This window comes from Microcoleus sp. Pol7_B2, from assembly GCF_036701035.1.
GTDB lineage: Bacteria > Cyanobacteriota > Cyanobacteriia > Cyanobacteriales > Microcoleaceae > Microcoleus.
Window position 1 is genome coordinate 63,782 of sequence record NZ_JAUBQB010000010.1, and the last position, 12,497, is coordinate 76,278.

9 protein-coding genes and 3 rRNA genes are annotated in these 12,497 nt (G+C 44.6%); 5 read left to right on the forward strand and 7 right to left on the reverse strand.

Annotation, left to right across the window (positions count from 1 at the left end; translation table 11 throughout):
* The first annotated feature begins 147 nt into the window (after positions 1 to 147).
* The gene (locus QUA57_RS06260; protein WP_333060452.1) at positions 148 to 1,182 is read left to right on the forward strand and encodes a C39 family peptidase; all 1,035 of its coding nucleotides are present in this window, start codon (positions 148 to 150) and stop codon (positions 1,180 to 1,182) included.
* 179 nt (positions 1,183 to 1,361) lie between these two features.
* On the opposite strand, the gene nadC is transcribed toward QUA57_RS06260, so the two are convergent.
* Positions 1,362 to 2,225: a carboxylating nicotinate-nucleotide diphosphorylase gene (nadC, locus tag QUA57_RS06265; protein WP_333060451.1), complete on the reverse strand. Its 864-nt coding sequence runs from the start codon at positions 2,223 to 2,225 to the stop codon at positions 1,362 to 1,364.
* 387 nt (positions 2,226 to 2,612) lie between these two features.
* On the opposite strand from nadC, the gene QUA57_RS06270 reads away from it, so the two are divergent.
* The 3 genes from QUA57_RS06270 to QUA57_RS06280 all read left to right on the forward strand — a co-directional run bounded on the left by QUA57_RS06270 (position 2,613) and on the right by QUA57_RS06280 (position 7,612).
* Positions 2,613 to 5,030, forward strand: coding sequence for a hypothetical protein (locus tag QUA57_RS06270; RefSeq protein ID WP_333060450.1), 2,418 nt, complete (start codon positions 2,613 to 2,615; stop codon positions 5,028 to 5,030).
* Positions 5,031 to 5,172: 142 nt separating this feature from the next.
* Entirely contained in the window at positions 5,173 to 5,322 is a 150-nt protein-coding gene (locus QUA57_RS06275; RefSeq protein ID WP_333060449.1) for a hypothetical protein, read from the forward strand.
* Positions 5,323 to 5,749: 427 nt separating this feature from the next.
* Positions 5,750 to 7,612, forward strand: a complete 1,863-nt coding sequence (locus tag QUA57_RS06280; RefSeq protein WP_333060448.1) for an ATP-binding protein — start codon at positions 5,750 to 5,752, stop codon at positions 7,610 to 7,612.
* Positions 7,613 to 7,770: 158 nt separating this feature from the next.
* Here the strand turns inward: QUA57_RS06280 and rrf (QUA57_RS06285) are convergent.
* The 6 genes from rrf (QUA57_RS06285) to sufR all read right to left on the reverse strand — a co-directional run bounded on the left by rrf (QUA57_RS06285) (position 7,771) and on the right by sufR (position 10,671).
* Positions 7,771 to 7,887 (reverse strand): 5S ribosomal RNA (gene rrf, locus QUA57_RS06285).
* 208 nt (positions 7,888 to 8,095) lie between these two features.
* On the reverse strand, positions 8,096 to 8,317 hold the full coding sequence (locus QUA57_RS06290; protein ID WP_333060447.1) for a hypothetical protein: 222 nt from the start codon (positions 8,315 to 8,317) through the stop codon (positions 8,096 to 8,098).
* A gap of 117 nt (positions 8,318 to 8,434) precedes the next feature.
* A 5S ribosomal RNA gene (gene rrf, locus QUA57_RS06295) occupies positions 8,435 to 8,551 on the reverse strand.
* Between the two features lie 591 nt (positions 8,552 to 9,142).
* A 5S ribosomal RNA gene (gene rrf, locus QUA57_RS06300) occupies positions 9,143 to 9,259 on the reverse strand.
* Positions 9,260 to 9,455: 196 nt separating this feature from the next.
* Positions 9,456 to 9,863 (reverse strand): hypothetical protein, encoded by a 408-nt coding sequence (locus tag QUA57_RS06305; protein ID WP_333060446.1) that lies wholly within the window; start codon positions 9,861 to 9,863, stop codon positions 9,456 to 9,458.
* A 109-nt stretch (positions 9,864 to 9,972) separates the two neighbouring features.
* Positions 9,973 to 10,671: an iron-sulfur cluster biosynthesis transcriptional regulator SufR gene (gene sufR / locus QUA57_RS06310; RefSeq protein WP_333060445.1), complete on the reverse strand. Its 699-nt coding sequence runs from the start codon at positions 10,669 to 10,671 to the stop codon at positions 9,973 to 9,975.
* A gap of 186 nt (positions 10,672 to 10,857) precedes the next feature.
* Here sufR and sufB point away from each other — a divergent pair, with 186 nt between their 5' ends.
* A complete protein-coding gene (gene sufB / locus QUA57_RS06315) occupies positions 10,858 to 12,297 on the forward strand; it encodes a Fe-S cluster assembly protein SufB (RefSeq protein WP_333036166.1) in 1,440 nt (479 codons plus the stop codon).
* Positions 12,298 to 12,497 lie beyond the last annotated feature (200 nt).

Sequence of the window (12,497 nt, forward strand, 5' to 3'; positions counted from 1 at the left end):
TTACCGTAATTTTATGAGACGATAAACTGGGAATTATGGACGAGCAAGCAATTTAGTCTAGGGAAACCGGATTTATCGGCGATCGTAATTCTAAAATCTAAAATCTAAAATCTAGAATCTAAAATCGATTGACAGGGGCACGCAAGCATGAAATTACAAAACTTTCTCAACTCAAAAATTAGGTACGATGCCAAAGCAATTGCTGCCGACGACGAACTCAGTGGTCAAATTCAAAGCCGCCTCATTGACCTGGGTTTACTGAAGCCTCCCGTAGACGGGGAATTTGGCCCTCTCTCTACTGCTGCACTCCACCGATTTCAAACTCTGATGAAGTGTGGCGAACCGGGTTTTTTGGGAGCAGTCACAGCCAAAAAGCTAATCGAAACCAAACCAGGGGAGATTATCACACCTCCCCTGATCCTGAAAACGCTTAGAGACACGATTTTGAAATCGAAACCGCTGGCGTCTTCTCAACTTCAGGACTCGGAAAAACAAGTAATACCAGCCGGAAAAGAGTTTGAGATCCTGGCTTTTGCTCCGGCTCGCGGTCACATCAGAGTTGCTTTCCGCAACGAGTCTTTCAAAGGTTCAGGAATTTGGTATGTTTTTGGGGCACACGCTCAAATTACTCAAGACAGCGTTCTGTTTTTTCCCAAACCGAATCCCCCAACTGTAAGGCTTGGCATTCCTTACCGATCGCAAATGGATAACTTGAATAATCCTACAGGTTCTTGCAATGTAACTTCATTAGCGATGTGTATGGACTTTTTGAAAGTGCCACGGCGCAAACAAAGCGGGCAATATGAAGACGAACTCTACGAATATGCGATCGCCAAAGGTTACAGTCGCTGGGACCCCTACGATTTAGCAAAGATTGTTAAAGATTACGGCGCTCAAGATTTCTTTACCGAGAATGCAACTATTGATGACGTTCAAGATTGGCTAGCCAGTGGAAATCCCGCTGTCATCCACGGATACTTCACGTCTTTCGGTCACATTATAGTTGTATCAGGCTACGACAGCGAGGGATTCTTCGTTCACGATCCCTATGGTGAGTGGTTCCGAAGTGGCTACGATACAAGTATCAGCGGTGCTTACTTGCACTATACTTACCGCTTAATCCGCAGCCTCTGTATGCCTGACGGCAATTTCTGGGTTCATTTTATCTCAAATCATTGTTAAGAGTCATCAGTCATTAGTCATTAGCTAAGAGATAAGTTGCTTCTGGAATTATTCGGCGATTCAAATCGCTTAATAGTCAAGCGAAGTCGGAGCAGAGGGAGACTAAAAAGTAAAATGGCTATTAAAGATTGATTTGCTATTGCCAATATTTTCTATCACTCATGACTGCTGACTAATGACTAATGATTCTGAATTTTCATGCTCAAATCCAGCCAAGTCGATCGCGTAATCGGAGCACTGGTAGAAATATAGTCAACTCCGGTTTCGGCTACACTTCTAATGGTTTCTAAAGTAACATTGCCGGAAGCTTCAATTTTTACCCGATCGCTCTTTTGGCGAATTATTGCCACTGCCTGCCGCATCAAATCAAAGGACATATTATCTAACATGATAATATCGGCTTTGTGCTGCAAAGCTGTCTCTACCTCAGCCAGAGTTTCGGTTTCGACTTCGATCGTCAGCGGATAGGGGATAGAATTGCGAATTAGGGCGATCGCCTCTGCAATTCCTCCAGCCGCCGCAATGTGATTGTCTTTAATCATCACCGCGTCATCTAATCCCATCCGGTGATTGCAAGCACCGCCGACTTGAGTCGCGTATTTTTCCAACAATCTCAACCCCGGCGTTGTCTTGCGCGTATCCACCAATTGCACTGGCAAATCGGCAATTTTGTCAACATATTTCTGAGTTAAAGTAGCGATGCCGCTCAAACGCATTGCCAAGTTTAATGCTACTCTTTCTCCGGTTAGCAGCGCATCGAAATTGCCGGAAATCTCGGCGATTACTTCTCCTTTTTCGCACAGTTTCCCTTCCGGTACTTGGGGGATGAAACTGAGGCCGCTGTCTAAAAGTTTAAAGGTGCGATCGGCAATTGGCAATCCGGCAATGACTCCAGCTTCTTTGACAATCCATTTAGCCGTACCCTGGATGCTGTTTGCGGGAAATAAGGCCGATGTTGTGCGATCGCCCCTACCGATATCTTCTAGTAGCCAGTTGTGCAATAGCGAGTCTAAAACTATCCAAGGCGGTAATATTGCTGTCATGTTTTTGTCGGTTGTTATATCAAGATCATATCTACTAGGAAGAATAGTCGATCGGGCGATTTTAGGCAAGTTGCAAAATAATCTGGCCACGCAGATGTTTTTGTTGGCTTAATTATAGTTTGCTCAACAGACGCAGTTTTGTAGTCAATCACCTGTTGACAAAGTTGGGTGTCGCTGATTTAATAGAGTGAGTTTGCTTTGTCGCAAGGAAAATTGGCGCCAAAGAAACAAGCTCATCTGATTTATGAGCAAGCACAGGCTTTGGGGTGGGCCACTAGGGCTAAGGGTAAGTTTGCTAGTAAATTTGGAAGTAACGAACTTGATAAATTAGAGTTCGGATTAGATTATTTCGCCTAAAAACTACATTCAAGCTACAAATACTCAGTTATGACTCACCTAAATATTTCTTCTCTCAACCGTCGCTCTTTTCTTAGTTATGTTGCTTTAGGTACTTTGGGTTTATTGACAAAAGACTTGCTTAATCCAGCTAGCGCTATGGCTGATAGCGAGGGATTAGGCAAAAATTTCTCTACCTTGGAGAACTATCATATTTTTGTTCCTTATACCACAGCCCGAGTAGGAGGAAAGCAAACTTTTACTTTGCGCTCGGGAGAACCTTGTCCGGTGGAAATTCCCTCCAAAGCTCAAGATAGGCAAGAGATTACCATCAAAGGGCGCGGTCAAGAAGGTAAAGATATTACTGTAGTTTTGCATACATTATACGATCGACAACTCGGAATAAAAGAGGAAATTTATCAAGAAATTGACAAAAATACGCAATTTGTCGAAGAAGCAAGCAAAGCGAAATGCAAATTTGTTTACGAGCAAGTTGAAGATGGTGAGTATATTGACGATCTGATCGCCTTGGATTTTCTTGATTATGTGATATCGTCCTCAAAGCTAGACAACAAAATTAAAGAGCGCTACCAAATCGCCAGTACCAATTCACGCTTACTCGGAATTGAGCAAGCCATTGAATCGACCTTGGCTCAATCTAAACTGACTGAGGCAAAGAAGAAACTAATCAGAGGAACTTCTGCATACGTCCGCGCCGGCGAACCTGTTCCTGACTTTAAGGCACTCACAGATATTTACTCAATGGTTGCCGCTTCTGCACTGCCTTTAGAAATCAAGCAGAACTACTCTTTAGCCATTGCCAACTCAAGAGCCTTAACAGTTGATTTTATTCTGGTCAAACAGATTACTGAAAGCCAATTGACTGATGAACAAAAGAAAAATTACCAGTCAACTTATCAGCAGGTGCGCGATGGCAAGACAGTAGAAGATACAGCAACTTTGAAGTCGCTAGACTCCTTCATTGACAAAGCCAAAATCCCAGAAAATGCTAAAGCTGTTTACTCGATAGCAAGGAAACAAAATTTAGATAGTCAAATGGCTTCTGCTGAAAAAGCCTATGATTTTGTCCAAACTGTTAAAGTATTGAAAAAGAAACTGACGGATGCTAAAGACAAAGGAGCAGCAATTGTTCCACAAGCTACGAGAGTGTTTAGTACACTTGGAGTAGAAACAGCTACGGGTGTTAGTATTAGTAGTTTATCAGGAGCGGCTGCAACCAACGCGACTTTAGCTGTTTTAGGTGGTGGTTCTGTCGCATCTGGTGGTTTAGGAATGCTAGGTGGTTTAGCAGTAGCAACAGGAGGAGCAGCGCTAATAGGAGCCGCAGGACTGCTGTCTATTGCGTTAGTTTCAGAAATGGATAGCGAAGACCAAAAAAATCTGGGAATTGCAATTGGTACAGGAACAATCGCCGGTGCTGCAACTGTTTTAGCTGCTTGGACTGCTGCGAGTGCTTTGGGAGTAGCCGGTACATTGTCCGGTGCTGCTGCTATTACTGCCACTATTTCGGCTCTTGGTGGACTCAGTTTAATCACGGGCGGTTCTGCTCTTGTTGCATCGGGTACTGCATATATGATTTGGTTATTGCTCAACAAATCTGAAAAGACTCGCGATTCATCTGAAAAGACTCGCGATTCATCCGTGCTGCACCAGTTAGAAACTCGAACCTACACCTATACTGAAGATATAATTCCCCGTTATTGGGGAGAATTTTTTTCACAAAAGAAGGATGTAATTCCAAAATATGGCATTAAAGATGGATTTTCTGCTCCTAATATTCCATTAGATAAACTGTCAAACGCGCTGTCTTCATGGCTCTCTCTTGACTCGGGAGAAAAAGTAATCGCTTTGATAAACAACAGTGCTTTTAAGGATGCAAAAGAGGGGGTTGTATTTACAAACGCAAAAATGGCTTGGAAAGTATTTCTAGTTTCCAAATCTGATTCAATTAACTATGAAAACTTAGCAAAATTTGTCAAGGCGGAAAGCAAATTAACTTCACTGCTATCAGACCCGAACCAGAAACAGGAATTGTCTAAGTTGAAAAAAATAGTAGATATTTTGTCAGACGAGAAATACTCTACCAATTTATCTAAGTTGCAAGAGTTAGTAGCTATAGTGGGGAGTGACCAAAACTTATCGGATCTGGTTTCTAATGAGAAGTATAAAAACAAGTTGCCAAAATTAAAAAATGCAGTAGCTATTTTATCAGACGAGAAGTACAGTCAGAACTTGTCTAAGTTGAAAGATGTTGTAGATCTCTTATCTAATGAACCTGAGTTAGTAAAATTTTTCTCGTCGCAATTGGTGTCACAGCTATCTGACAAGAACTATACCAATGACTTGTCTAGGTTAAAAAAGGTAGTAGATACGTTTCAAAACGAATCTGACAAGGACAATTTCACTAAATTGCTTCGACAAATTGGTCAAGAATATAGCACAGTTTAGGCAGCAACTTTTGCCCGCGATTCTGGCTATGAGGAAGGCAGAAGGAGCTCGCCCACTATTGACTGCTAAAATTAAGGGCGATCGCTTGTTATGATTGTATTAAAATAAAAACGTCTGCAATGGGCAATTATGATGAGTATTTGTGATATTGCGATCGCCCTTATTGCAGCCACTTCCAGAATCATTCTTGCCAGAAGTCAGCGACTTCATCGACTTTGTGATGCACAAGCATCAAAATAGAATAGCTGAACCCAAACTCCCAGACGATATTGCCACAGCTTGGGCAAAATAGTTCGAGGAAGTCGATCGCTTATAAGTAATGACTAATGGCCCGATAGCGAATTTAAGCTACACTAAAAGCTATAGCAGTTCATCTAACTCAAGAGCAGGGCGAGACTTTACGGTGGATAACTAGCGCTGAGGGGAAGTTTGCACGAAAGTGGAATTCGGATAGTGATGCTAATGTAGAATACAAATAGAATACAAAAAAGATGTTCGGCGTTTGCGGGTAACATTGGAACGGGCGGGGTGACTATCTACTGCGGGGTTCTGCACGATTTAGGTAGAGCCTTTAGAAAAGCGTAAATTCAAGACGTAAACGCTGTCAGGGAAAACCTATCCTAAACATAGGAGTTTTCCGTTTTCAAACTCAAAGGCTTAAAATGAGCAAATAGGGGTACTGGGTCAAGCAAATCTCCTGTACCGCTAGAGAAGGTTATATGGTGCAGCAGAGTTTAGGACAACGGTTATCCAGTCTCAGAGTTGGGCAAAAGATCGGTTTAGGATACGCCCTTGCTCTCAGCATTGCCGTGTGTGGAACAATTGCTGGTTTTGGAGTTGGGCGTTACTATCAAAAACAGGCTGAAGAGCAAGAAGAACACGTACGCAACGAAGTGGAACTTCTACAGCGCCTACAATCTCGTGTTCTCCAAACCCGAACCCACCAACAACAACTCATCCCTCTAGCCCAATATCCAGAAAAATTTCAAGATGAATATGCTCACTTACTGAAGCATAAAGCTGAAATCGAAGAAATTTGGGCTGAACTTAAGACATTTGTAGCAAAGCCTTCGACCCTAAAATATGATATACATCAACCAAGAATTCCAGCCTTCTTGCAAACCTATGACCGCGTACCACAACGGTACTCACAGGAATTAGAACACCGAGTTGAACAAATTCGCAACCTGAATTTGGCATTACCCGCTGATGTTGAGCAAGCCCAAGCGCTGATTTTGGAATTTACCAACAGCGATTTGGCGCTTGAATTTGACGGTATCTCCGATGATTTGGTAGGTTTAATTGACCGAGCTTACCAAGAACTTGAAGAAGCAGAAAGCGGGCAACAACAAGCAAACGCAGTTTCAGAGAAAATTGTGGCTGCGAGCATTGGATTGTCTGTTGCGATCGCCATTCTTTTAGCCGTTTTGACCAGCCGAGCAATTGCCCAACCCATTCAAGCTCTTACCAGCGTTGCCCGACGAACTACTGAAGAATCTAATTTTGAGTTACAAGCAACTGTTGAGCAAGATGATGAAATTGGAACGCTTGCTAATGCTTTTAACCAATTAATTCGCGCTGTTCAACAACTGTTACACCAACAGAAAACAGCCAACAAACAACTGGAAAACTACAGCCAAACGCTTGAATCTCAAGTCAAGGTAAGAACCCAAGAACTCAGCGACAAAAATACGCAGTTGGAACAACTCTTAGAGGCACTGCAACGCACTCAGGTTCAAATGGTGCAAAGCGAAAAGATGTCTGCTTTGGGGCAAATGGTGGCAGGGGTGGCACACGAAATCAACAATCCAGTCAACTTCATTCACGGCAACCTGACTCATGTGCAGGAATACGCCCACAATTTATTAGGTTTGGTGCAACTCTACCAGAATTACTATCCCGACCCAGCACCCGAAATCCAAGCTGAGGCGGAAGATATTGAGATGGAGTTTATCCAAGCCGATCTACCTAAAATCCTCGACTCCATGAAAGTCGGCACGGATCGCATTCGCCAGATTGTTTTGTCACTCCGCAACTTTTCACGAATGGATGAAGCTGACTTCAAAGCGGTTGATATTCATGAGGGGATTGATAGTACGTTGTTGATTTTGCAGCATCGCTTGAAAGATAAACCAGAGCGTCCAGCGATTCAAGTAATTCGTGATTATGGTAATCTACCGCTAATAGAATGCTATCCCGGTCAAATCAATCAGGCGTTTATGAACATCCTGGCCAATGCCATTGATGCGCTGGAAGAAGCCAACGTCAAACGAACCTATCAGGAGATCAAGGAAAATCCCAACCTGATTACCATTCGGACTGCCATGATTGATTCAAAGTGGGTAAAAATTGCAATTTCTGATAACGGAATGGGAATGTCTGAATCTGTTCAGAAACGCCTCTTCGATCCATTCTTCACCACAAAGTCTGTCGGTAAGGGAACGGGCCTGGGGCTGGCGATTAGCTATCAGATTGTCACTGAGAAACATGGCGGTAAGTTAGATTGCTTCTCAATACCTGGTGAGGGAACCGAGTTTGTCATTCAGATCCTTGCCCACCAGCAAATCCGCGATCCGGTCTAACAAAATGCGCCCCACCACCGAAAGGTTTTCTGTTAGGCTTTTGAGGTGATCTGCTATGAGGTTTTAGTTGTAATATTCACTTTCTCTTTGCGCCTAACTCCCCAAAAAACTAAAGCCCTTTTCCTTTGTTGCGGGAAAAGAGCTTTAATTTATTATTAACCTGGCACTGAGCTATTTTACCGGGCAGTGACCCGCCGAGTATCTTCGCCATAGCAACGTTTAACAACCGAGTTCGGGATGGATCGGAGTGGTTCCATTACATCATAAGCACCAGGAAAGCTTTGAAAACTTTTTATCCTGTGTCTGCGTTTAGTTTGATGCTAAGCTTGATGCGCTGCATCTCTTTCGCTCGACTTAATTACTGTATCAACTTTGCCTTTGTCTGTCAACCCCAAAGTCAAAACTTTTTTTCGAGCGCCCGAAACCGATGGAATTATCGGGGTTTGAGGCCGGGTTTGGGTGCGCGGCCGATCGACCTTTAACTCACAAATCTAAAAACGTCGCATCCACACCCTGCTCTCTGCGAATTTTCCCGTCCTTCACAAACCACGCCACGACCTGCTTAACTGTTAATTGTTCGATCGCCCTTTCGGCTTCCATCGCAACTTGCCTCTCATGCCACAAGGACGCAACGACCAAATTCGTAAAAAAGTTTTCCTCTCCTCGCATCAAGTTCGATCGACCCAAAATCTGCTGCTGGCCCAAAATATTGAGATTTCTACAAAGGGCTCAAGACGAGCTGTTGTTTAGATGAGTAATAACTCCCCAAAAAACTAAAGCCCTTTTCCGTTGTTGCGGGAAAAGAGCTTTAATTTATTATTAACCTGGCACTGAGCTATTTTACCGGGCAGTGACCCGCCGAGTATCTTCGCCATAGCAACGTTTAACAACCGAGTTCGGGATGGATCGGAGTGGTTCCATTACATCATAAGCACCAGGAAAGCTTTGAAAACTTTTTATCCTGTGTCTGCGTTCAGTTTGATGCGCTGCATCTCTTTCGCTCGACTTAATTACCTTATCAAGTTTTCCTTTGTCTGTCAACCCCAAAGTCAAAACTTTTTTTCGAGCGCCCGAAACCGATGGAATTATCGGGATTTGAGGCCGGGTTTGGGGGTGAGACCGATCGACCTTTAACTCACAAATCCAAAAACGCCACCTCGGTTCCCTGTTCTGTGGGAATTTTCCCGTCCTTCACAAACCAAGCCACAACCTGCTTAACTGTTAATTGTTCGATCGCCCTTTCGGCTTCCATCGCAATTTGCCTCTCATGCGGCAAGGACGCCACCACCCTATTCGTAAAAAAGTTTTCCTTCCTGGCATCAAGTTCGAGCGACCCCTAATCTGCTGCTGGCCCAAAATATTGAGATTTCTACAAAACTGGCACCAAAGACATCTTCAACAATTCTTGTGGGAAATAGGGGTTAGACATCCGGTGGCCCTAGACGAGCTTTTGTTTAGATCAGTAATAACTCCCCAAAAAACTAAAGCCCTTTTCCGTTGTTGCGGGAAAAGAGCTTTAATTTATTATTAACCTGGCACTGAGCTATTTTACCGGGCAGTGACCCGCCGAGTATCTTCGCCATAGCAACGTTTAACAACCGAGTTCGGGATGGATCGGAGTGGTTCCATTACATCATAAGCACCAGGAAAGCTTTGAAAACTTTTAATCCTGTGTCTGCGTTTAGTTTTATGCGCTGCATCTCTTTCGCTCGACTTAATTACCTTATCAAGTTTTCCCTAGTCTGTCAACCCCAAAGTCAAAACTTTTTTTCGAGCGCCCGAAACCGATGGAATTATCGGGGTTTGAGGCCGAGTTTGGGGGTGCGGTCGATCGACCTTTAACTCACAAATCCAAAAAAGCCGCCTCGGTTCCCTGTTCTCTGCGAATCTTCCCGTCCTTCTCAAACCACGCCACGACCTGCTTAACTGTTAATTGTTCGATCGGGATCTCGGCTTCTGTCGCAATTTGCCTCAAAGGCCGCAAAGACGCCACCACCAAATTCGTAAAAAAGTTTTCAAAACTAGCATCAAGTTCGATCGACCCTTTAATGCTCTCATCATTCTTAATCCAATCCATCACCTGCCCATTAGTCACCTCAGCCACCGGCAAACCAGTCTCTCCAGAAATTTGCTTGAGCACCCTCAAAGCATAAATTGCCACCCGCGCCGAAAACTTTTCCTTGGACGACAGCAGCGCCATATCAACTTCGGCACACTCTTCCGGCTTTAAAAAATCTGCTAGCGGTTCCATATATTAAAAATTGGTAATTGCTAATCGGTAATTGGTAATCCCTGACATCCGTGACATCCGTTGCACTCATCCGTTGCCGAACTTTCATCCGTGACATCCGTTAAATCCGTTAGAAAATCCGTTGCCGAACTTCTTCCTTCTTCCTTGCAATCAAATAACCGCAGCGGTGTTCCCCATTAATAATCGAGTGAGTCCGCTCCACAATACAATCCGGCAAAACCGCTGCAAACATTTCCAACTCATTACCGCACACACTCGGAAAAGTTTCAGCAACATTAGAAATCGCGCAGTTGTGTTCCATCAACACAAATCGATCGTCCAAACCAGCGCGATCGCAGATCCCAACCTCTACAGATTCTACAGGATAACACTCAGCCATATAACCTTCAGCCCTGCGGAGTTCCACCAACTTAGTCACCCGTTCTTGCAGCGAACCCGCACCCACTAGCCGCCGGTAGTCCGTAGCTTTGCGCTGCCACTGTTTTCGCAGGATAGTAATCACTTGCTCGCGGCCGACGGTTTCCGCCAAAGTATCCAGGAAAGAGACTGCAAAATCACCGTAACGATTCGGGAATCGATCGCGCCCCAGACTGGTAAGCTCATAAATGTGCTGCGGCCGCCCCATCCCAGCCTGAACCGACTGATACTGAATCAGCCCCTCCGCTTCCAAATCCTTCAAGTGACGGCGAATCGCCTGCGGACTGATATCCAAAGACTCCGCCAACTCAAGAGCCGTCCCCTGCCCCCCCTTGAGCAAATATTGCAGGATGTCTTGTTTCGTGGAAGTCTGCTGAGTAGTCTCCATCATCTTCACAAAAAATTATTAATTTGACTTTGACAATATCACTGTTGTTAATGTAGCTTAAAATATACTAAAGCAACAAATCAGTTGTTTTACTTACCAGAGCAGCCCCCAGAACTGGCCGGGCCCCCGACAGTTCAGCGTCTGCCATCTTTGAGAGACTTATCCAGAACACTCGAAAGCACAAAATTAATGAGCTCTACAGTCACAACCCTAGTCAACCAGCCCTACAAATACGGTTTTGTCACCGACATCGAGTCAGACACCATCCCCCGCGGCTTGAGCGAAGATGTAGTCCGCCTGATTTCCGCCAAGAAAAACGAACCGGAATTCATGCTGCAATTCCGCCTCAAAGCATACCGGCAGTGGTTGAAAATGACCGAGCCCACCTGGCCCCACGTCAACTATCCCGCGATCGACTACCAACAAATTATCTACTATTCCGCGCCCAAACAAAAGCCCAAAAAGCTCAACAGTTTGGATGAAGTTGACCCGACACTCCTAGAAACCTTCGAGAAACTCGGCATTCCCCTCTCCGAACAAAAACGGCTCGGAAATGTCGCCGTTGACGCCGTTTTTGACAGCGTTTCAATTGCCACAACCTTTAGAGAAAAACTAGCCAAAGACGGCGTTATATTCTGTTCCATCTCAGAAGCCGTCAAAGATTATCCCGAACTAATAGAAAAATATCTCGGCAGCGTTGTACCAGTGGGCGACAACTTTTTCGCAGCCCTCAACTCAGCCGTATTCAGCGACGGTTCCTTTGTTTACATTCCAAAAGGCGTCAAATGTCCGATGGAATTGTCCACCTATTTCCGCATCAACAACGGAGATTCCGGCCAGTTCGAGCGCACCCTAATTGTTGCAGAAGAAAACAGCTCAGTGTCTTACCTAGAAGGCTGCACTGCGCCGATGTTTGACACCAATCAACTGCACGCCGCCGTCGTGGAATTGGTAACAATGGACAATGCCGACATCAAATACTCCACAGTGCAAAACTGGTACGCCGGCGACGCCAACGGCAAAGGCGGCATTTACAACTTCGTGACGAAACGGGGCTTGTGTCAGGGAGTTAATTCTAAGATTTCTTGGACACAGGTAGAAACCGGTTCCGCAATTACTTGGAAATACCCCAGTTGCGTGTTAGTCGGCGACAACTCGGTAGGCGAATTCTACTCGGTAGCGCTGACAAATAACAAGCAGCAAGCTGACACCGGCACCAAAATGATCCACGTTGGTAAAAACACTCGCAGCACGATTATTTCTAAGGGAATTTCTGCGGGAAATTCATCCAACAGCTATCGCGGCTTGGTGAAAATGGGGCCTAATGCTAAAGGCTCTCGCAATTACTCTCAGTGCGATTCCATGTTGATTGGGGATAACGCTCAAGCGAATACTTTCCCTTATATTCAAGTGCAGAACCACACTGCTAAAGTGGAACACGAAGCTTCTACTTCTAAGATTGGAGAAGAGCAATTGTTCTTCTTCGCACAGCGGGGAATTTCCGCAGAAAATGCTATTTCGATGATGATTAGCGGTTTCTGTAAAGATGTTTTCAATCAGTTACCGATGGAATTTGCGGCGGAAGCTGATAAGCTGTTGAGTCTGAAACTGGAAGGAAGTGTCGGATAATTTTCGCTGCCAAGAAACCCTTCCAGGCCGAGTCCATTGGTGACAACTTAAGCTCCCCGTCCGCCAGGGAATGAATTCCTTGGCTAATAGCTAAACTCCTCTAAACAGGACTAATGAGTTTAAAAATTTTCTTCTCAGTCCTCTTCAGAGGAATTTAGCTTTGAGACAGGGAATTCATTCCCTGGCGGACTATCGGTTTA